10 protein-coding genes and 8 pseudogenes are annotated in these 21,961 nt (G+C 59.8%); 7 read left to right on the top strand and 11 right to left on the bottom strand.

The features are described 5' to 3' along the window. From NKI64_RS31500 to NKI64_RS31485, 4 genes and pseudogenes are all read right to left on the bottom strand, one after another. A pseudogene (locus tag NKI64_RS31500) lies at positions 1–164 on the bottom strand (transposase); the annotation flags it as partial. 181 nt (positions 165–345) lie between these two features. Further along, positions 346–779: pseudogene (locus NKI64_RS31495) on the bottom strand (PfkB family carbohydrate kinase); the annotation flags it as partial. 192 nt (positions 780–971) lie between these two features. Beyond that, a complete protein-coding gene (locus NKI64_RS31490) occupies positions 972–1,163 on the bottom strand; it encodes a hypothetical protein (RefSeq protein ID WP_023679698.1) in 192 nt (63 codons plus the stop codon). Between the two features lie 941 nt (positions 1,164–2,104). Then, the gene (locus NKI64_RS31485) at positions 2,105–4,639 is read right to left on the bottom strand and encodes a two-component system VirA-like sensor kinase (protein WP_352671974.1); all 2,535 of its coding nucleotides are present in this window, start codon (positions 4,637–4,639) and stop codon (positions 2,105–2,107) included. A 395-nt stretch (positions 4,640–5,034) separates the two neighbouring features. Between NKI64_RS31485 and NKI64_RS31480 the strand changes: the two genes are divergently transcribed. After that, positions 5,035–5,238 (top strand): hypothetical protein, encoded by a 204-nt coding sequence (locus NKI64_RS31480; protein ID WP_352671972.1) that lies wholly within the window; start codon positions 5,035–5,037, stop codon positions 5,236–5,238. A 42-nt stretch (positions 5,239–5,280) separates the two neighbouring features. Here the strand turns inward: NKI64_RS31480 and NKI64_RS31475 are convergent. After that, a pseudogene (locus NKI64_RS31475) lies at positions 5,281–5,658 on the bottom strand (type IV secretory system conjugative DNA transfer family protein); the annotation flags it as partial. An 840-nt stretch (positions 5,659–6,498) separates the two neighbouring features. Further along, positions 6,499–6,838 (bottom strand): annotated as a pseudogene (locus NKI64_RS31470) (DDE-type integrase/transposase/recombinase); the annotation flags it as partial. A gap of 912 nt (positions 6,839–7,750) precedes the next feature. Between NKI64_RS31470 and NKI64_RS31465 the strand changes: the two are divergent. Beyond that, positions 7,751–7,885 carry an aldehyde dehydrogenase family protein gene (locus NKI64_RS31465; protein ID WP_023671820.1) on the top strand — a complete coding sequence of 45 codons (135 nt, stop codon included), beginning with the start codon at positions 7,751–7,753 and terminating at the stop codon, positions 7,883–7,885. Positions 7,886–8,169: 284 nt separating this feature from the next. Next, positions 8,170–17,034: a Ulp1 family isopeptidase gene (locus NKI64_RS31460; RefSeq protein ID WP_352671971.1), complete on the top strand. Its 8,865-nt coding sequence runs from the start codon at positions 8,170–8,172 to the stop codon at positions 17,032–17,034. A gap of 153 nt (positions 17,035–17,187) precedes the next feature. Here NKI64_RS31460 and virG read toward each other — a convergent pair. Continuing rightward, positions 17,188–17,901 (bottom strand): annotated as a pseudogene (gene virG / locus NKI64_RS31455) (two-component system response regulator VirG). Here virG and NKI64_RS31450 point away from each other — a divergent pair. Beyond that, positions 17,852–18,256 (top strand): phosphopantetheine-binding protein, encoded by a 405-nt coding sequence (locus NKI64_RS31450; protein ID WP_081730999.1) that lies wholly within the window; start codon positions 17,852–17,854, stop codon positions 18,254–18,256. The pseudogene virG and the gene NKI64_RS31450 sit on opposite strands and share 50 nt — an antisense overlap. Before the next feature lie 105 nt (positions 18,257–18,361). On the opposite strand, the gene NKI64_RS31445 is transcribed toward NKI64_RS31450, so the two are convergent. The 3 genes and pseudogenes from NKI64_RS31445 to NKI64_RS31435 form a co-directional block, all read right to left on the bottom strand. Continuing rightward, a complete protein-coding gene (locus NKI64_RS31445; protein WP_023707045.1) occupies positions 18,362–18,979 on the bottom strand; it encodes a hypothetical protein in 618 nt (205 codons plus the stop codon). 11 nt (positions 18,980–18,990) lie between these two features. Next, positions 18,991–19,158 (bottom strand): hypothetical protein, encoded by a 168-nt coding sequence (locus NKI64_RS31440; RefSeq protein WP_156941828.1) that lies wholly within the window; start codon positions 19,156–19,158, stop codon positions 18,991–18,993. Continuing rightward, positions 19,155–19,881, bottom strand: a pseudogene (locus NKI64_RS31435) (IS6 family transposase). Before NKI64_RS31435 ends, NKI64_RS31440 begins: the two are co-directional and overlap by 4 nt. Positions 19,882–20,175: 294 nt before the next feature. Between NKI64_RS31435 and NKI64_RS31430 the strand changes: the two are divergent. The 3 genes and pseudogenes from NKI64_RS31430 (at position 20,176) to NKI64_RS31420 (ending at position 21,681) form a co-directional block, all read left to right on the top strand. After that, positions 20,176–20,553 (top strand): hypothetical protein, encoded by a 378-nt coding sequence (locus tag NKI64_RS31430; RefSeq protein ID WP_023690673.1) that lies wholly within the window; start codon positions 20,176–20,178, stop codon positions 20,551–20,553. A 234-nt stretch (positions 20,554–20,787) separates the two neighbouring features. Then, positions 20,788–20,951: pseudogene (locus tag NKI64_RS31425) on the top strand (DUF1403 family protein); the annotation flags it as partial. Positions 20,952–21,001: 50 nt separating this feature from the next. Beyond that, positions 21,002–21,681 (top strand): annotated as a pseudogene (locus tag NKI64_RS31420) (IS6 family transposase). Positions 21,682–21,839: 158 nt separating this feature from the next. Here the strand turns inward: NKI64_RS31420 and NKI64_RS32260 are convergent. Continuing rightward, a partial coding sequence (locus NKI64_RS32260) for a KUP/HAK/KT family potassium transporter (RefSeq protein ID WP_502901414.1) occupies positions 21,840–21,961 on the bottom strand: 122 nt, incomplete at its 5' end.

Below are 21,961 nucleotides of genomic sequence, written 5' to 3'. Positions count from 1 at the left end.
TGCAGGCAGTCGTCGCCGTGCTTCCTCGGCAGATGATCGAGCGCGTTCCTGAGGAAGTGCACGTAGCAGCGTTGCCAGGCGGCTTCGGGGATCACCTCGCCGACAGCTGCCACCATGCCGGCGTGATCGTCGGACACGACCAACCCGATGCCCTTGCTTTGACGGCAGCGCTGGCGGTCTTAACTTCAGTCTTGTCATGGTGGCGTTCCTTCGCGGCAATCGGTGACGTGAACAATCACCAGCCTGCCATGACCGCCCCCTCTCAGCGAATTTGCAGAACTCTCAGCACACTACCCCGACGTACTCACCCGGATAGTCCCGGCGATCCAGACGACCTGCTGCTGCCGTGCCGGAGCGGATCAGCTCGACGAACTCGTCGCGGTAGGGGTCGACGCAAAACGAATACGACAGCGTCATCGACACTTCGCGCCCAGCGGCATGCGCCAGCCGCGCGGTCTGCCGGATCGCTTGCTTGGCGCGCGGCGGGTCCCCCAGATAGCCCTCGAAATAAGTGACCTTGGTGCCCGAAGCCTTGTCCGGTTCGACATCGTCGGGCCGAGTTCGAAGCAGGCGCCGAGATACGCGCTCGCCATCGGGCGTTACGAAGTTCATCGAGCATGCCGTCGGTGGTTGTCCCACTAGCGGTTCGGTGTCGAAGGCGACGCCCTGGGCGTGGATGTCGTGGGCGTAGATCTCGCCGAGCGCGTCGTTCGTCACCTGCCGAAGAAGGCGGCGCGCCCGCCGAAGCTGCCTACGCCGGCGGCGGTGTTGCCGGCGCTGCATTGCCGATGCAAAGAACGTCATAGTCCGGCGTCAATGTCTCCGCTTGGGAACCCGCCGGCCTTCTTACCACGCTGGCCGGGCGCGGGTCTGGCAAGTGGGCTTTCCTTTTGCCAATGCGTTCGTTCCCGGCCCTCACGAGGCGGCGAGTCCCTGCCACCTGAGGCTACATGGCGGCCGTGGAGATTACCTCAGCAGCGGCGCCCGATCGGAAACCTTAGCACCTCCGCGCTTTGGCGTGGCTGCTTGAACTCTTCGACGGCAACCGCCTCAATTAGCAGATCCAAGGCTTCGCGGCCCCTTTGACTCATCGGGTCATCCCCACAAAGGTAGTCATACGCTCGATCTAAATGCCCTCGGGCGGCGGAAAAATCGCTTGTCATATCATAGAACCCTCTCCATCCGCCCGCATTGCCGTTTACGAGGTGAAGGTGGTGCAATCGTCAATATATACAGACAAATTTGAATTAAATCGGTGATGATCACAGAGGTCGAGTCCCCGACCTGATAGCGCCATCGAGCCCGCCGACGACCACTCGCTGGCGCTCACGGGCGCGGCGCTGAGTAGTGAAGCGCCGTAAAATGTCGACACAGGCGTTGGTGAACTGGACCGAACGACGAGAACAGCCTATCCAGTGTGTTGTCGGCAGTTAGTTCGAAAGTCCTGCTACACCCGATCCGATGCCTCTCAACGCCGAGGCCGCACCTCCGTGCCGAAGCCGGCCTCCCCAATGGTGGGTCGAGCCTTCGCTTACCCCGTGCTTGCCTCACAGATCCGCGACCGAGAACCCAGCCTCATGCTCCCGCCCTGCCGGGGCCTAGGTCCATGAAGCATGAAAGGAACACGTCGGAACCTGGGATATCGCTTGCCCGGCCGGGCGGCGATAGCCTTGTCGGGGCAGGCGAGGAGCCATAGCCGAGTGATGAGCGCACAGGAGAAGTCTGGCGTGAATGGGGCGATGATTGTCAAGCTTTGCTTTTCGTCAACCATCTTGCATAACCGATTGGCGACCATCTCCTCGTCCCGACCTTATATTACCCGTCGCCTGTCGCCGCCAGCGCGCAGTGACTTGTCAAGGATGGAGGCCCGCAGACCCCATCGCGCGGCGACTTGTCCTTGACGGTCACGAGCACGGCGGCAGGTTTGCCGTGGTCGGGGAGCCCTTCGTTGGGCGGAAGCCGACGACAGTGTTCGAGGGGAACTCGCCATGAGCCGGGTGCGCAGAGATCGTCCGACGGTCTTGTATTTGCTGGATCCCAGCCGGCTCCGCCTCCGATTGCCTCGGTAGCTCGGTAGCTCGGTAGCCTGAGCGCGTCGGCGGCATCATGCCATTATCATCCTACGAATTGCATGCTCCATCGTCCTGGACGAGACCGGTTTGGCTAGCCAAAGGACGAAGGTCTGATTACCAGATGTGATCGGCATGGGGTCGCTTCCACCAACGACGATGATGGGCACCGTCATCAGGGTGGTACGTACGGCTTCGGGCTGTCCTGGCCCGAGGAAAGTCGCTTGATCGAAAATTAGGAGGTCGGCTGCCTTCCCGCTCTCGATCCAGTCGCAAAGACTTTCGAAGGTCGCGAAGCCGACAGGCTTATAACCAAGCGCGGCGATCTTATCGTTGTAGATCTCCAACGCTGCTGGATCGGGCTCCACGACTGCAATGATTTCTCCATTGCCAAGTGATCCATCGTATGGACCGGAAGCGCTATCAGCTCTGACCTGCTCCTCAGCGCAGGCCGGTAAGTAGAGATCGAAGCGTGTACCTCGGCCAACAGCCGAGGTGACGTCAAGGCATCCTGCGAGCGCGCTCACATGGCGGTCCACTGCAGCAAGACCCAGTCCGGTCCCGCCGACGCGAGAGCGCGTGGTAAAAAAGGGCTCAAAGATGTGCGGAAGCACCGAACTTGCGATTCCTTGGCCATCGTCGCTGATGGAGAGGAGAACGTAATCTCCCGGTTTCAAGGTGCCCTTAGCCACGGGCTTCGTTTGACAGACGTGAGCGCGAGAAACGCTAATCTCGACACGGCCCTCATTCAAGAGAGCCTCCGACGCGTTCTTGCATAGATTCATAAGGATTTGCTGTATCTCGGTCGGGCTGCCCTCGATCACCGTTTGCCACTCGTTGATCTTGAAGTTCAACTGAACATCCGCACGAACTGTAACCCGCAGCAATGGCGCGAGATCCATTACACTCTCCGAGACGTCGAAAGGCATCGTCACGCGCTTCCGAGTTCGGCTTAGTGACAAAATTTGATCAATAATCAGCTTGGCTCGGTTGCTGGCCAAGATAATTTGGCCGATGTGGCCCCGAATTCTCGAGGGGCGGCGCACAAGACCTTTAGCCATCTCTGCGTAGCCGACTATTGCTCCTAGAACATTATTGAATTCATGTGTAACGCCGCTTGCGATTGTGCCGACAGCCGTCAGCCTTTCCGCATGCTCCCATCGACTCTCAAAAAGGTTACGTTCCGTGTGTACACGTTGCATTTCAAGATGGTTGCCTAAACGCACAGTAGCGCTCGCCAGAACCAGGAGGTCGTCTGTGGAGGGTGGTGAGCGATCTCCTTCAAAAACAAGGATACAAACCGCAGCCTGCTGATCGGAGGCCCTGCACCCAACAATTTGACAAACACCGGTAGTGCCTACGGCAGTCCGAACCACTTCCGACGCCGGAACGACGCGAAACACTGGCTGTTCCGGGTGTACAAGTGAGACGACTTCATGGATTAGCGTGGCGTTCCAGACGCGCATGCGCTTGTTCGCGACAAAGTACTCGGTATTCCTGCTGATACTCGGATCCACCAGAGCAAGCGCGCATTGATCCGCATCGAAAACGCATTGAATGAGTCTAAGCGCTGCTTCGGTGGAGAAGCGCCGCGAAGCCTTCGTTGCTTGACTGTCGATGAAGCAAGCTTCGATCTCACTCATTGCCGCTTCAAGCTCTAACCGCCTTTCCAACCGGTTCGTCCGCACATGCAGCGTGGAGGCTCGAATCGTCGCAAACAAGCAGAGGCATATGGACACCAAGCCAAAGAAAAGTCGTGTACGCTGCGCTTGCGCGCTGGCGAAGCTGTAGGCTTTCAGATGTTCTCGCTCCAATTCGGCAGCCTTGGCGAACGTGTCGAAGGATGGGATCCGATTGACAGCGCGGTCCAACCTCAACATTGAGGACAGGATAGCGCGGCCCTCGCGGGCAACATCCTCCGTGACTTGGTCCTGGCTAGGAGGAAGTCGGCGGAGAGACTGATCGATTTGTAATGCGAGGCTGAATCCCGGTCTGGCCGAAAATTGAAGGATCAGATTGGAAAATTCAGGCCTGTTCGACACTCCCCCCTGAAGGCGATTAGCCGAGCGAGCAAAGCGTACCAGAGAGCTTTGCAGAAGCTCATTTTGCGCGGCCGAGGCCGAGATGGCAGCTTCTGTGTTTTCGAGGGAATTTTTGAGCTGTGCAACCAACCTGGAGTGCACCCCGGAGCTCTCATCGGGCGAAATCTCAACAAGGCGTTGGTAGTTTTGAAGGTTCCTTTTTAATGCTTGCCCGGTAGAAGCAACGGAACGGAAGTCCAATACCATGTCGGCGCGAGCGACGTCTCGCTGGAGCAATGCGTAGTTGATCTGAATCGTCCGCAGTTCGCTTAGGACCGCCTCGTTGATCTGGGGGTCTTGCCACTGTATCGCGACCAAGAGCGCGACCGAGGCCACTAGGGCCATTACAGAAGCTTTGTCGGTACTGAGCCATTTTTCCCAAACGAACGGCGTTTGATCCGCGGTGCGTGCCTTGCGAAGGTCCGATTTGAATTCTAGCTCCCCATCGCGTCGGTGTGCGGCCGGATGCTGCTGGAACAGGAAAGCCAAGTGTACCTCTCCCCTCAAATAGGCGGTGTAGACGCAGTTGCACTCTGCCCCCATGGCCCGCTGACCTTCCATTGATTCGCGGGCGTTTCGACCTCGACGGCGAGGCGGCAGCACAAGGCGGGCAACTGATCGCAGTTTTCGAAACTGGTCTTCCGAGAGATCATCGAAGGGGCATACAAGCGCACGCCTGCAGCAGCCGAGGATGATACCGGCCGGTCAAACGCAACTGGCGAGGGCCGGATCTGCTGTTGGCTGGCAGCTAACACTGGCGGGGCGGCGGCCTCAACTCCGGCGTGCCTAGAGCCGGCTGCTGCGAAAGCGTCCGACACGCTTCCCTTGGGGTCATCCCGTCCAGCGGGCATCCTTGGATCGCTGAAAAAAGACGAGGCGGCTTGATGATCCTGCCCTCGCTGAAGCACCTCGCGAAACCCTTTTTCCAGTCGCAGAAGCTCCTCTGGACCGGTAGGCGGCTCGTCAGCTCGACCATCGAACAGTGGCCGGAGCGCCTCGGACACGTGCTGCTCAAAGCCCACTCGCCGGGCTTGGCCCGCTTGCCCGTCTTCCAAGCCGGCGTCCTGCACCTGCGACAAAGCTGTTAAACGGGATGGATTACTATTTCGCCGGTTCATACTAGCCTCACATCAAACTGTATCGTCAAAGTCCTGCGCCAATTCACACAGCGGGTCATCGAGTTGAGATTCTGCGGAGAGCGCCTCCTCTGCTCCCGTCAAGGGCGCCGGCTCCGGGAGGGCGCCTGTCTGGCTTTCAAAGATGCGTTTCAGAATGCGATCCGAGAAATAACGCACCTTCCTCAATTTTAATGGTGGCAGACCTTTGATAAGAACAATCTCGTAGTCGTCATCGAGCAGCCGAACCTGTTCGGGACGCAATAGCGGTGCACCTTGATGTGAATTCTGAATGGTCCAGTCGAACGTTCGCGCCTGGCTGTGGGAAATCGATTTGGCTTGAAACGTGTATTCACCGATAGCTTTGGAAATGTAGTTCGGAGTCTCGTCATCTACCTCGATGTTCCTAGAAGCGCGCCGGCAGCCCGGGCGGGGGGCTTGGGGTTAGACTGCCAGCGCACGCCACTCATAAAGAGCGGCCTCTTTTCGCGGTTCGGACACCCATAGTCAACCCGGCAACGTCTGGATGCCCGCTGACTTTTTGCAGAGCGGCGATGCCGGGCATATCGGCCGATCCTGTCTAGGATGGTGTGGCCACTCTCGTCGGCCGAGTTGATGCTCCAGCCAGTATCGCCTTGCCGACCAGCATGAGTTCGCCGTTAGCAATCCATCGTTGCGAGCCGAGACCGAGGTAAAAAGCGCGTCTTATCGACTATGTAGCTGACGCTCCCGCTGACGCCTTCGAGCGCGCACGCTATGCCCCGTTCGCACCCTCTTGTGAATAGTACTGCCCCATGCACCTGAAACCGCCTCCTGGGACCAGGCTTGCTCAAGCCCTTGATTCAACACGATTGATCCGACGCCAAGGGAAGCGGTTTCGAGGTGCCGCAGCGCGTACATGATGATGACCGCCGCGGGGGCCTCGCGGACTTCGAGAACCTTTTCACCGGTTGAGATGTGTTCGAGCCCGGTTGCTGACATACTGGCTCTTGCGGATGCTGATCGACTTCAGTGCTCGTCGCGATGCCGCAAGCGATTTTTTGCGGCAAATGAGCTTTCCGAAAAGTTTGCGACAGAACCCGCCGACGCCGCTCTCATCGAAGCGGATGAGGCTCAGCGGCCTCCCCTGTCCGACAATTTGCGTCGGTTTGGCGATTTGACGACACAGGCTTGTTGGTCGGGCTTGTCACGTTGTCTGAAATTGGCCGGCCGAGGGCTGCTGCTGCTGAATCGTGCGGGCGTTCCAGTCACGGCCTTCCATTCGGCGATGGCTTGCAAGCGATGAACATGTATGGCGAGTGCAGAACGTTTGGGGCGGGGGACGAAGAGGTTGCGGACGGCTGACAAGGTCGAGACGAAGCGTTGCAGGCCTCCCGGCGATCGGACCCCTGCATCATCCGCTCCCGTTTTCGCGGCGCTGGGAATTCTCCGCTCTGTTGTTCAACCCCTTGTGCGACCGGTGCTCGACGTCCGGCATCATCTGTCGCTTTGCCGCTCCATACGAGCGAAGCTAGTCGGTGATCATGCGCTTCGGCGCGAGCCCCTGCTTCTTCCACAGCCGCGTCAGCAAGCGCAACCTCTCGCAGGGTGCGCTCTCAGAGTTCGTTCCTGCGCAGCGGCGTTGTTATCTCGATACTGGATAAGCGTCTACGAACCTACGCGCCGCATAACGAGCTTTGTTGCGCTGGTCGGTTCCGAAGGGTGGCTCTATGCATCGCAGTGGCGGACGCGAAATCCTCACCATCCTTCTGCATCGCCCTATTTGGCTTGCCGAAAACCCAATTTGGCCGGCACGCTGCCGCTGAATACGATGATCATCTCGCATTCTTACTATGGAGGCTGTCGTCCTCCTGGGCACGCGGCTGACGGCGACGAAAGCGGGTCTTTTCATGCAACACCCCTTTTGGCAGGCAAGCTGGTGGACCTCGGGATGTCGGGGGCGAATATAGCGAAGACTCCCGCCGCTCGCTGATGCATTCTGGACGCAACCGCATCGAGCCGATGTGTTCGAGACGCTTCGCGGCTGCAGTCGCCGAACGATGGCGTGGTTATGCGACCTGTTCGGCATGGCTACCCCCGTCCAGTCAGGCGTTCACGAAGGTGTTTGTCGAGAGTTCGTGGAGAAAGTCCGCCACTTATCGTTGGCGAGGGCTTTGCTCCGGAGTGGCGATCGGTGCGCTGATCGACAGGCAGGCTCTGGCCAAAATCGAATCCCATATCGCCAATACCGTCGCGAAAGGCCGCAGAATTCGATGCGGGGGCAAACGCATCGCGCGAATGGCACGTCGAACTATCGGTCCTGTCTCCAGCGAGATGACCATCGCGCAAGAAAGAGACATTCGGGCGGCTGGCGCCTGTGATTGCTTCGATGCGGATAGGTCGTGCATGAGGCCAACGACACGATCTAAGGCCTTCCCCCACATTTGTGCCTCAAACGGAAGCGTGTTTTGCGTGTGGCCGAGGCCTTGGAATATGGCATAGTGGTATGAACACGGGACGCATGTCGTCCGAAGCCGCGCCTTTCGGCCGAGTGAAGCAGTCCGGCATCGGGCGGGAGGGTTCCCGCCATTGCCTCGAGGACTACCTCGAAATGAAATACCTCTGCACGGGCGGCATCTGAAGCATGGGCTTGCAGGGGCTCGCAGACCGGTAAACCAGCGAGCCATCTCCAAATATGTGAATTGTGGATTGCTCCTCGACGGGAGCTGAGGGGCGGCTCCGCAAGCCTTACGACGCTCTTTGCGAGCCGTAGCTGCCGAGCTGGCAAAAGGCCGGGCTACGTCGCGCCAGCGCAATCGGCGCGCAGAAAATTAGGCCTACCCGCTCCGGGACCGCGGACCTCGTCAGCTTCTCGTAAGTATGCCCGAGTAGGTTGCTCAGCTGATCTGTGGACGTGAGGCTAGCGTGAACCGGCACAAATTTGACCTATCCAATGTAACAGGTTGGCGGCAGGTGCAGCCCCCGGCATCTCAAGAGCAAGCGGCACAGGCCGGGCAAGAGGGCTTTGAGCAGCGCTCGGGCGAGGCGCGCCAAGCCGCTGCCCAAATTCCCGCCCCCGGCGTTCCGGCTCTGCCAGACCCGTTCCATCCTCATCCGTCTCAGGGAGACCTGAGCCTCATCGAAGGCGCGGCCCCATGGGAAGCGCAGCCCATGATGCAAGGGAGCGGACAAGAACACGCCGCGGCGCCGTACGCCGGAGGCAGTGGGTCGATGCTAGGTGCCTCGGTGCTGCAGCCGGGTCACTCAACGGCGCGCCATCATCATGCGCCGGATTCGTCAGTGGGTGATCTGAATCCTTCCGCACCGTTCGAGTTGCGTGACCATGCTCGTTCCCCCGTGCCGGCGGCGGTGCAGCCAGATCCTCCAGTAGTGGTCTCCGACGGTCGCGGCTGCAAGCGTCCTCTTTATTCCAACGATGCGACCGTTGTCGAAGGGCTGAGGTCACTCTACGCGGGTAAGGCCAAGGAGGAAACGGTCAAGCGCCATGTAAATTCTCTTTACGGCTTTGGTCGTTGGCTCTTTAAAAATAACAAGCCGGGATTTGCTGCTCGGCTTCACGAGGAGTCGCTGGATGAAGATCTCAAGGAGTACGAGAGCAGTGGTGGCTCCTCGACTGTGGCTGTGGCAATGCGTCGTCTCAGAGAGTCGGGGGGCGGAGTGCCAATGGTGGGCCGCGCTGTCCTGAATCCCGACCCTGCCGACGCCGTGCTCATCAAAGAGTACAAAGCGGCTCTCATCAAAGAGTACAAGGGAGCGCCTGCGACCGGGCCGAATCGCCAAACCATTCACGACTATGGAGCTACTCTTAGACGTTTCAGTGAATACCTGGTTGAAAACAACAAGCCGGGGATTGCGGCTCGGCTTCACGAGGAGTCGCTGGATGAAGATGCCAAGCGCTATAAGGACTCCAGTGGTGACCGGAGGATCATTGCACTAGCTCAACTCCGGAAGTTCCTGCCGTCCGCCGCACTCGGGCGCGAAATTGCCCTTGCTGCTCGTCCGGAAGACGCAGTCGGCATGGAGGCTCGTGCCATTGGGGACGCCGCTGCGCAGCACCGCGGGCCGCAGAAGGCATTGGGTCGGCCAGAGAAGCTCCCTGGGGAAGCTAATGAAGACGCCGCTGTTCTGCCATCGTCTTTCGTACCAACTGGGCACCATCACCAAGCCTCGGATCCCGCAGAGTCCTTTCGTCCCCTGATCTGGCGCGACGGCGACCAGCGCGCGCCGGACGAGCGGATCGCTGCACAGGACAGGAGCAACCTGCTACCAAGCGAGGAGGTGCCACTGAGGCCACCGGAATTCGCTCCGCCCAGCTTGCGGGCGGGGAATTCCGCCTCGCCAGAGCTCTTTCCTGAGGGGATGTCCCCCGCGGTCGAAGGGTTTTTTGGTGTTTTCGGCGACCCCAGCGGGCGGGTGCTCGGCGCATTGCAATTGCTAGGCGACGAACATATCCACAGGGATTACCAGCTCCTGGAGCAGGAGTTGCAGGGGAACAATCCAGAACTCGCCGCCCGGACGCGGTTCGTGGATCCCCTCGTAGCCAATTATCATCTGCGCTTGGGCTCCGAGAGCGACAAGCTAAGCGCATTCCAGCGCATCGTCCATAATCAGAACGGTAACGACACAGCCGACTTCCTGTTCGTGCCAGTGAGCGATGGCGGTAAGACTCTTGCGGAGCGCGGCAAACATTGGTCGCTGCTGTTCGTTGATCGCAGCGACCGGGAACGGCCGGTTGCCTATCATTATGACTCCGTCAGCGGATGGCATGACAAGCTTGCAAAACACCTCGCAGAAAGGCTGGGCGCCAGCCTGGAGACCCGCGTGGACTTACCCCGCATCGCCCAGCAGAGCAACGAGTGGGATTGCGGAGTCTACGTGGTGGACGGCACGCGGGCGCTGGTTGGGCGATTGCAAAGATGGCAGCCAGACCTGGCAGACCTGCCAGACCTGAACCTCAACAACCTCGTCGTCAATCGGCAGGCACTACAAACCCGACTCATGGGTGACGATACATCTGGAACGGCAAATTATCTCACGAACTTTGAACTCATGGACCGACAGGCGCGAGACGCGGTTAAGGAAAGCCCCGTTGGGACGTTTCACCAGCGGATCAAGCGGCTCGGCCAGTCAGCGCGAGCGTTACACGACAGAGCCCTGGCTCCAGTCGCGCCGGACCAAGGCAACCCAGACTCGGTGTTCGTACGGGACGTTGTTCCCGGGGAAACACGCCATCATCATGCGCCGGATTCGTCAGTGGTTGATCTGAATCCCCCCGCACCGTTCGAGTTGCGTGACCATGCTCGTTCTATGCCGGCGGCGGTGCAGCCAGATCCTCCAGTAGTGGTCTCCGGTCGCGACAAGCGTCCTCTTTATTCCAACGATGCGACCGTTGTCGAAGGGCTGCGGTCAGCACTCTATGCCGGTAAGATCGGGGAGCGCACGGTCACGGACCATGTAAACTCTCTTCTCGGCTTTGGTCGTTGGCTCTTTGATAATAACAAGCCGGGATTTGCTGCTCGGCTTGACGATCCGTTGCTGGATCAGGATCTCAAGGAGTACCAGCGCGAGAGTGGCTCCTCGAACGTGGCTAGAGCACTGGGTCGTCTCAAAGAGTCGGCGGGCGGAGCGCCAATGGTGGGCCGCGCTGCCCTGAATCCCGACCCTGTCGACGCCGAGCTCATCAGAGATTACAAAGCGGCTCTCATCAAAAAGTACGAGGCAGAGCCTGCGACCGGGCCGAATCCCAAAACCACTCAGGACTATGCGGCTACTCTTAGACGTTTCAGTCAATACCTGCATGAAAACAACAGGCCGGGGATTGCGGCTCGGCTTTACGAGGGGTCGCTGGATGAAGATGCCAGGCGTTATTTGGACTCCAGTGGTAACCGGTGGATCAGTGCACTAGCTCATCTCCGGAAGTTCCCGCCGTACGCCGCACTCGGGCGCGAAATTGCCCTTGCTGCTCGTCCGGAAGACGCAGTCGGCATGGAGGCTCGTGCCATTGGGGACGCCGCTGCGCAGCACAGCGGGCCGCAGAAGGCATTGGGTCGGCCAGAGAAGCTCCCTGGGAAAGCTAAGCAGCTGAGCGAGATCGGCAATTCAGGCGCTCGCGTGCTGATGCAGGCCCCCACCCATCAAGTGGGTGCATTGCCATGGGAGGCGCAGCCCATGATGCTGGGGGACGAGCACCTGGCACCGCATACCGGAGGCAGTGGGTCGATGCTGGGTGCCTCGGTGCTGCAGCCGGGTCACTCAAGGGCGCGCCATCATGATGCGCCGGATTCGTCAGTGGTTGATCTGAATCCCCCCTCACCGTTCGAGTTGCGTGACCATGCTCGTTCTGTGCCGGCGGCGCCTGCCGGGCCAGCGTTCGCCAGGGCTGAGGAGACGCCCTCCGCGGTTGGCGAGGCCGCGGTGGCCGAAAGGTGGGCTCGGTTGCAAAAGCAAATGGACGAACCAGTGCATGATCCCGGCCCTCAAGTGGATACATCGCCATGGGAGGCGCAACTCATGGTGCAAGGGAGCGGACAAGAACACGCCGCGGCGCCCTACGCCGGAGGCAGTGGGTCGATGCTGGGTGCCTCGGTGCTGCAGCCGGATCACTCAACGGCGCGCCATCATCATGCGCCGGATTCGTCAGTGGTTGATCTGAATCCCCCCTCACCGTCCGAGTTGCGTGACCCTGCTCGTTCTGTGCCGGCGGCGCCTGCCGGGCCAGCGTTCGCCAGGGCTGGGGAGACGCCCTCCGCGGTTGGCGAGGCCGCGGTGGCCGAAAGGTGGGCTCGGTTGCAAAAGCAGAAGGTCGACGCTGATTTGTCGGGATATTTCGACTCGATTCCGCACGCGGACCTTCTACGATCGCCATGGGAGGCGCAACTCATGACGCAAGGGAGCGGACAAGAACACGCCGCGGCGCCCTACGCCGGAGGCAGTGGGTCGATGCTGGGAGCCTCGGTGCTGCAGCCGGGTCACTCAACGGCGCGCGATTCGTCAGTGGTTGATCTGAATCCCCCCGCACCGTTCGAGTTGCGTGACCATGCTCGTTCTGTGCCGGCGGCGCCTGCCGGGCCAGCGTTCGCCAGGGCTGAGGAGACGCCCTCCGCGGTTGGCGAGGCCGCGGTGGCCGAAAGGTGGGCTCGGTTGCAAAAGCAAATGGACGAACCAGTGCATGATCCCGGCCCTCAAGTGGATACATCGCCATGGGAGGCGCAACTCATGGTGCAAGGGAGCGGACAAGAACACGCCGCGGCGCCCTACGCCGGAGACAGTGGGTCGAGGCTAGGTGCCTCGGTGCTGCAGCCGGGTCACTCAACGGCGCGCCATCATGATGCGCCGGATTCGTCAGTGGTTGATCTGAATCCCCCCGCACCGTCCGAGTTGCGTGACCATGCTCGTTCTGTGCCGCCGGCGGTGCAGCCAGATCCTCCAATAGGGGTCTCCGGTCGCGACAAGGGTCCTCTCTATTCCAACGATGCGACCATTGTCGAAGGGCTGAGGTCAGCATTGGAGAGCACGGTCAAGCGCCATGTAAATTCTCTTCTCGGCTTTGGTCGTTGGCTCTTTGATAATAACAGGCCGGGCTTTGCTGCTCGGCTTCACGAGGAGTCGCTGGATCCGGATCTCAAGGAGTACGAGAGCAAGAGTGGCTCCTCGGACGTGGCTAGAGCAGTGGGTCATCTCAAGACGTGGGCGGGCGGAGCGCCAGTGCTGGACCGCGCCGCTGTCCTGAATAATCCCGACCCTGCCGACGCCGCGCTCATCAGAGATTACACAGCGGCTCCCATCAAAGAGTACAAGGCAGCGCCGACCGGGCCGAATCCCGCTACCATTCAGACCTATGGATCTGCTCCTAGACGTTTCAGTGAATACCTGGTTGAAAACAAAAAGCCGGGGATTGCGGCTCGGCTTCACGAGGGGTCGCTGGATGAAGATGCCAAGCGCTATAACAACTCCGGTGGGATCAGTGCACTAGCTCATCTCCGGAAGTCCGAACTCGGGCGCGAGCTCCCTGGGAAAGCTAATGAAGACGACGCTGTTCTGCCATTGTCTTTCGTGCCAACTGGGCCCCATCACCAAGCCTCGGATCCCGCAGGGTCCTTTCGTCCCCTGATCTGGCGCGACGGCGACCAGCGCGCGCCGGACGAGCGGGTCGCTGCACAGGACAGGAGCAACCAGCTACCAAGCGAGGAGGTCCTCATCAACCGTGAGCATGATACAGCGGAGTTGAGACCAGCGAAGAGGCAAAGGCCCCTGAACAGTCGTCTGCAGGACGTTGCCACTGAGCCGCAGCTGAGCGAGATCGGCAATTCAGGCGCTCGCGTGCTGATGCAGGCCCCCACCCATCAAGTGGGTGCATTGCCATGGGAGGCGCAGCCCATGATGCAAGGGAGCGGACAAGAACACGCCGCGGCGCCGTATGCCGGAGGCAGTGGGTCGATGCTGGGTGCCTCGGTGCTGCAGCCGGGTCACTCAACGGCGCGCCATCATCATGCGCCGGATTCGTCAGTGGTTGATCTGAATCCCCCCGCACCGTCCGAGTTGCGTGACCATGCTCGTTCTGTGCCGGCGGCGGTGCAGCCAGATCCTCCAATAGGGGTCTCCGGTCGCGACAAGGGTCCCCTCTATTCCAACGATGCGACCGTTGTCGAAGGGCTGAGGTCAGCTTACGCGGGTAAGGTCAAGGAGAGCACGGTCAAGCGCCATGTAAATTCTCTTCTCGGCTTTGGTCGTTGGCTCTTTGACAATAACAGGCCGGGATTTGCTGCTCGGCTTGACGAATCGTCGCTGGATCAGGATCGCAAGGAGTACGAGAGCAGGGGTGGCCCCTCGGAGTACGAGAGCAGGGGTGGCCCCTCGATCGTGGCTAGAGCACTGGGTCGTCTCAAGACGTTGGCGGGCGGAGCGCCAGTGGTCGACCGCCCTGTCCGGAATCCCTACCCTGCCGACGCCGCGCTCATCAGAGATTACACAGCGGCTCTCATCAAAGAGTACAAAGAAGCGCCTGCGACCGGGCCGAATCGCGGTACCATTCAGGTCTATGGATCTACTCTTATACGTTTCAGTGAATACCTGCATGAAAACAAAAAGCCGGGGATTGCGGATCGGCTTCACGAGGGGTCGCTGGATGAAGATGCCAAGCGCTATGTGAACTCCGGTGGTAACCGGAGGATCAGTGCACTAGCTCATCTCCGGAAGTTCGCACCCGGGCGCGAAATTGCCCTTGCTGCTCGTCCGGAAGACGCAGTCGGCATGGAGGCTCGTGCCATTGGGGACGCCGCTGCGCAGCGCAGCGGGACGCAGGAGGCATTGGGTCGGCCAGAGAGGCCCCCTGGGGAAGCTAAAGACGGGCGGGTGCTCGGCGCATTGGAATGGCTAGGCGACGAACATATCCAGAGGGATTACCAACTCCTGGAGCAGGAGTTGCAGGGGAACAATCCAGATCTCGCCGCCCGGACGCGGTTCGTGGATCCCCTCGTAGCCAATTATCATCTGCGCTTGGGCTCCGAGAGCGTCATGCTAAGCGCATTCCAGCGCATCGTCCATCAGAACGGTAACGACACAGCCGACTTCCTGTTCGTGCCAGTGAGCGATGGCGGTAAGACTCTTGCGGAGCGCGGCACCCATTGGTCGCTGCTGTTCGTTGATCGCAGCGACCGGGAACGGCCGGTTGCCTATCATTATGACTCCTACAACGGATGCAATGACACGCTTGCAAAAGAGCTCGCAGAAAATCTGGGCGCCAGCCTGGAGACCCGCGTGGGCGTATCCCGCATCGCCCAGCAGAGCAACGTGGTGGATTGCGGAGTCTACGTGGTGGACGGCACGCGGGCGCTGGTTGGGCGATTGCAATCGCAGCCAGATAACCTGAACCTCAACAACCTCGTCGTCAATCGGCAGGCACTACAAACCCGCCTCAGGGGTGACAATACATTCGGAACGGCAAATAATCTTACGAACTTTGAACTCATGGACCGACAGGCCCGAGACGCGGTTAAGGAAAGCCCCGTTGGGACGTTTCACCAGCAGATCAAGCGGCTCGGCCAGTCAGCGCCAGACGTTGCTCCCGGGGACCCATTTAAATTTCAAAGTCTTGAGAGCAAGGGGGACGCCGCTGCGCAGCGCAGCGGGCCGCAGGAGGAATACAGTTGGCCAGAGTATCTCCCCCCTGGGAAAGCTAATGAAGACGACGCTGTTCTGGCATCGTCTTTCGTGCCAACTGGGCCCCATCACCAAGCCTCGGATCCCGCAGGGTCCTTTCGTCCCCTGAGCTGGCGCGACGGCGACCAGCGCGCGCCGGACGAGCGGATCGCTGCACAGGACAGGAGCAACCAGCTACCAAGCGAGGAGGTCCTCATCAACCGTGAGCATGATACAGCGGAGTTGAGACCAGCGAAGAGGCAAAGGCCCCTGAACAGTCGTCTGCAGGACGTTGCCACTGAGCCGCAGCTGAGCGAGATCGGCAATTCAGGCGCTCGCGTGCTGATGCAGGCCCCCACCCATCAAGTGGGTGCATTGCCATGGGAGGCGCAGCCCATGATGCAAGGGAGCGGACAAGAACACGCCGCGGCGCCGTACGCCGGAGGCAGTGGGTCGATGCTGGGTGCCGCGGTGCTGCAGCCGGGTCACTCAACGGCGCGCCATCATCATGCGCCGGATTCGTCAGTGGTTGATCTGAATCCCCCCGCACCGTCCGAGTTGCGTGACCATGCTCGTTCTGTGCCGGCGGCGGTGCAGCCAGATCGCCCAAAAGTGGTCTCCGGTCCCGACAAGGGTCCTCTTTATTCCAACGATGCGACCCTTGTCGAAGGGCTGAGGTCAGCACTCTATGCCGGTAAGGTCGGGGAGATCACGGTCAAGCGCCATGTAGATATTCTTTTCGGCTTTGGTCATTGGCTCGTTGAAAATAACAAGCCGGGGATTGCGGATCGGCTTCACGATTCGTCGCTGGATCGGGATCGCAAGGAGTACGAGATCTGGGGTGGCGGCCCCTCGGCCGTGGCTGGGTCACTGGGTCGTCTCAAGACGTGGGCGGGCGGAGCGCCAGTGGTGGGCCGCCCTGCCCTGAATCCCCACCCTGCCGACGCCGTGCTCATCAGAGAGTACACAGCGGCTCTCATCAAAGCGTACGAGGCAGCGCCGACCGGGCCGAAACCCCGTACCGTTGAGGTCTATGGGTCTGCTCTTAGACGTTTCAGTCAATGCCTGGTTGAAAACAAAAAGCCGGGGATTGCGGATCGGCTTCACGAGCGGTCGCTGGATGAAGATGCCAAGCGCTATATGAAAACCGCTGACATCAGTGCACTAACTCATGTCCGGAAGTTCGCACTCGGGCGCGAAATTGCCCTTGCTGCTCGTCCGGAAGACGCAGTCGGCATGGAGGCTCGTGCCATTGGGGACGCCGCTGCGCAGACCGCGGCACAAGCTCATGGCCACGCAGGAGAGCAGGGACCCATCTCTCGAGCTCAACAAGTCGCGCCAGCGCCGTTTGAACGGCACTTGGGCAAGAAGCGTGAGGCCCAGGACGGACTGACGAGTACACTTGACAGGAGCAACCTCGTGAACAGCGGGGGCGTCATCATAAACAATGAACATTACACAGCGCTGTTGAGACCGGCGAAGAGGCAGAGGACTGATAATCCGCAAAGCCGCGCCATGGGGCGGCAACTGAGCGAAGCAACCACGACGTCCATCAGCCAAGCCTCCGATCAAGCCCGAGCGGACCTAATGGCTTCCTTCAGAAGCAGGGAGCGCTCCGACGCGGGGCGTTGAGCTCCCATGGCTGGGGTCAAGCAGAACAGCTCTCTTGACGACAGAGGCGCTGATGCGATCTCCGGACCGGTAGCTCTCGCTGTAATTGATCAGGCTGGTACTGTTGGAAGGCTTGATCAGCCTCGTCACCCCAATCTCCAGCATAGCTCACTGTCACGCGGCCAACGTGCCTCCGTAGCTAACATCTACGTCAGCGTTGAAGAAGTACCCTGCGCCACGGGATGTTTTGACCAGGCGAGGGTTGGCCGCATCAGCCTCCAGCTTTCGGCGCAAGCGCATGATTAGGACATCGATACTTCGATCGTACACCTCTTCTCCACGCACACGGCTCGCGAGCAAAAGCCGTTCTCTGGATAGCACGTTGCGGGGGTTCTCCAGAAATGCGATCAAGAGATTGAACTCACATGCGGTAAGCTTGACCTCGCCACGCTCCGCACAGATCAGTCGCCGCTGCTTCACGCTGAGCTTCCAGGCCCCAGAGCGAAATGAGCGCTGCTCTCTGGTTCGCGGACTAGAAATGCGCTGGCGTAGCGCTACTCGAATGCGGGCCAGGAATTCGCGCATCCCGAAAGGCTTGGGAATGAATCGGTTGCGCCGAGCTCCAGTGCAACCACTTTTTCCGCCTCATCAAGCCGGTCGCCGCTGATCACTATGATAGGAACATCCGATTTTGTCGCCAGATTGCGGACGATCGCAAGTCCATCCTCCCGGCCTAGGTTAAGGTCAACAACCACGAGATCGACTGGCTCACGTGAAAGAACATAGTCAAACTGCTTGCTATCGTGGACTGCGGTTACCTTCAGGGCATGCATCGGCGATGAGGCGCCGCATTGCGGCATCATCGTCAATGACAAGAACATGTTTCAACGGCACACCTCGTTTTGGGGGTTGCGCCCCGATCAGGGTTGCATTACCTGAATCTGCAAGCAAAAGGCATGTATTAGTGATGACATTACTTGAAATTGAACAACTGGTTCTCAAAACCCTCAACGCTCTAGTTGCCGAAAAAGTAGAGGTGTCGATGACAACCAGAATGCGGGATCTCGGCCTCGACAGCCTCGACTATAACGAGCTTGCTACGGCGATCGAGAGCCGACTTGGCTGGTTTGTCGACGATTACAAGCTCTGGCAATACGAGTCCGTAAGGCATGTCGCCGACGCCGTCGCCAGTCAGGAGTTGCGCACCGCGGAACCACCAGCAGTGCGACAAGTGCTGGAGTAGTGCTGTAGGCACAGGTTACGGTGAGGGCAGCTTGGGCGGCGGTAGCTATTGCCATTGCTCCGCTGTGGTTTCTATTCGTGACTGGTGTGTTTGAGAACTGTTGGGTCAGCCCGGTCCATGTCGCAGTGCCGATGCCCCCTTGGTGGCGTTGCCCGCAATTGCGATCGCTGCGCCCAGGGCACCAATGCTGACGGTCGTTGTCAGGCCACCCGTTGAATTGTTGTCAGAGGCAACAGTGCCCACCACACCATCCCAATTGGTGGTCGTATAGACCGACATGTAGTCACGGAACACGCTCTCATTATACGTGGTCACGATCGTTGCCGTCGTACCGGTTGGCACGAGGGCCGGCCACACTGACAGATAGACCACACCAGAATTGAAGATGCTTTCCACCTGAGCGAGAAGGGTGGCAGCCACACCCCCAATCGTCATACTGTTGACGGTCACTGCACTTTCGGTGTCAGTGGTCTCAGTTGTCACGATGACACGACGATTAGCGTGTGGCGCGACAAGAAGCGGAATGCTGGTGTGGGTGTAAACGGTCGTGGCAGTCGAGTCTTCGTGAGTGCCATTGAAGACCAGATCTATCGGGAACATTTTCTCCCAGACGCCCGAGCTGCGCACATAGACCTGTCGAGCCTTGGTCCAGAGGCTTGAGATTTTCACCCATACGGCGCTAGCCGCCCCCCAGACCCCGGAGGCTTTGACGTAAAGGGCCATTACGGCTGCACCTAGAAATCACCGTCCACGCCGCCAGAAGGGGCAGCGGCCGAGATCGTGACGCTGCGATTTGCCATCGTGCCGACGCCGAGAAGCGCCTTGGTCTGGGCAATGGACTGCGGTCGACGATAATTGTCCCCGGTGCCGTCACTCGACACGCGACCGACGAAGCTCGTCACAGCGTCGGCACCTGTGGCGTAGGTCGAGCGGTACAAACGCGTCGTGATATCACCAGCGCCATCGCGCTGAGGCGATGAACATGTATGGCGAGAGCAGAACGTTTGGGGCGGGACGAAGAGGTTGCGGAGGGCTGACAAGGTCGAGACGAAGCGTTGCAGGCCTCCCTGCGATCGGACCTCTGCATCATCCGCTCCCGTTTTCGCGGCGGCACATGGGAATTCTCCGCTCCGTTGTTCAACCCCTTGTGCGACCGGTGCTTGACGTCCGGCATCACCTGTCGCTTTGCCGCTACATACGAGCGCAGCTAGTCGGTGATCATGCGCTTCGGCGCGAGCCCCTGCTTCTTCAACGGCCGCGTCAGCAAGCGCTTGGCGGCCTTGGTGTTGCGGCGGTTTTGCACGATTTCGTCCAGCACATATCCATCTTGGTCGACGGCGCGCCACAACCAAAGCTTTTTGCCGGGCGATGGTGACGACCACTTCGTTCAGGTACCAGACCTCATTCCGGCACGGCGGCTTGCGGCGCAAGCAGCGAGCGCAGTCCAGCCCGAACTTAGATGCCCCACCGGCGACTTGTCTCATACGAAACCACGATGCCGCGTTCCAGCAGCATTTCCTCAACCAGGCGCAGGCTCAGCGGAAACCGGAAATAAAGCCAGAGCGCGTGGGCGATAATAGGCGGCGCAAATCGGGGGGCGTGTAGCTGACGGCGGGCGTATTCATGCCACCCGGCGTCCATGTCGCAAATCTTGACGATTGCTTTGTGTGTCAAGCCCGCCGCAGGTCTCAACGCGTTCATATGCAGACATTGTGAAAATCGCCCTATTCCGCCTTTTTTTACCGCCCCTTAAGTCCCCCGCTCGCATGCTTGTCGATGCATTGAACTCACAGCCATCGGCCAAGGATTTTGGAAAATATGTTTCCGCTCGCAGCAGAAAACGTGAGAGTCGCTGTAGGCCTAACGTCAAGGGGAGAGAGCGGTTTGATTGGACGAAATGGGTACCGGAGTACCGAGTCATGAAGCCACGAGGTAATCTGGTCCGACTGAAGCAATTTCAGGTGAATGAGAAGCGACGACAGTTGCACCAGCTAGACATCATGATTGCCGATTTCGAACGCATGGCGCGAGAACTGGAGTTCCAGATAAACGCCGAGGAAACGAAGGGCGGCATCTCCGATGTCAATCATTTCGCTTATCCGACGTTCGCCAAGGCCGCTCGCCTACGTCGTGACAACGTCAAGAATTCGCAATCGGACCTTCTGCGGCAGAGAACCGCAGCCGAGCCATGCCTCGCCGAGGCTGAAGCAGAGCTCTCCAAGGCGCAATTGCTAGAATCGCGCAGCGGCAGAGGCCACGACCTCGAACCCGGCAACCGAAGCGCCATGATCGGCTGAGCCGGACGGCTTCAGCGCGCCTCAATTCGCGACACCTACTGGCGGTTGGCGCGCGAGAGGCGTGCGGGCACTGTAAAGATATCAGCGTCTTGATGCAGCGATAGCTGGTCGGGACGGCTGTCATGCTGCGGCGACATACGCGATTTCGTCCAGATTTGCATAGCGGCGTTACGCAGGTATGGGGGAAAGTGGAATTGGTTGGCAATCGGATCATCGGTGGAGACGAACCGCTGCCGGCGGACCGGCGCCTGGCGGCAACGCCTGGCGCTTTCGGCGGCGGCGGTAACGGCAAAGCAGGCTGGCCGCGTCGAGGATGAAGCGGCCCCTGCGTGATGCCGTTCTGCTCACGGCCGGGAGACGGGGTCGGCCCCGCCGGCCGGATGCTGCTCGCTTGGCGCGGCACCGTAAAGTCAGCCGACAGCTTATGAAGATGTGCTTACATTGGGCCATGTCAGAAGTTGCTCGTGGTCCGCTCTATGGTCGCCACCGCTTTCCCCCGAGATCATTGCGCACGCGGTATGGCTCTACTTTCGCTTTCCGCTCAGCCTGCGCATGGTTGAGGACATGCTGGCGGCCCGCGGCATCATCGTCACGCATCAGACCGTTCGAAGCTGCGCGGAGAAATTCGGACGGCATTTCGCCCAGGAGATCAATATCAGCCGGCTGCCTGGGCGACAAATGGCATCTCGACGAATGTGTCGTGGCTATCAGTGGCAAGAAGCAGTGGCTCTGGCGTGCCGTCGATCAGGACGGCTTCGTCCTCGAAGTGCTGGTACAAAGCCGCCGAAATGCCAAGGCGGCAAAGCGTCTGATGCGCAAGTTGCTGAAAGCTCAAGGGCGGACACCACGGATCATGATCACCGACAAGCTCCGATCCTATGATGCCGCCATGCGCGACCTCATGCCCGGCGTCGAACACCGGTCGCACACAGGCCTGAATAATCGAGCGGAAAATTCGCACCAGCCGACCCGACGACGCGAAAGGATCATGAAACGCTTCAAGTCGGCACGCCAGCTTCAGCGGTTCGTTTCCATCCATGATCCGATTGCCGACCTGCTCACTTTCCCTGCAATGCGCTGTCATCGGCTCAACATCGAGACCTGCGTAACGCCCCCATGCAAATCTGAACAAAATCGCGTGTGTCGCCACAGCGTGACAGCCGTCCCGGCCAGCTATCGCGTGCATCAAGCCGCTGAAACTTACAGTGCCGGGCGCGCTGCTACCTGGATTTCCTTACCCGCTCAATCAATGTGACAGCACCGATTCTTCTCAACCGCGGCATGCCCTAAATCGTCACTTGCGTTCCGATCTCGACCACACGTCCGGTCGGGATCTGGAAATACTCCGTCGCATCGGCCGCCGAGCGGGCGAGCCCGATGAACAGCTTGTCCTGCCACACCGGCATGC

The sequence above is a fragment of the Mesorhizobium sp. M0478 genome (assembly GCF_040321305.1).
In the GTDB taxonomy this organism is placed as follows: domain Bacteria; phylum Pseudomonadota; class Alphaproteobacteria; order Rhizobiales; family Rhizobiaceae; genus Mesorhizobium.
Note: the sequence above shows the minus strand (reverse complement) of the source record. Positions and strands in the feature narration are given on the sequence as shown.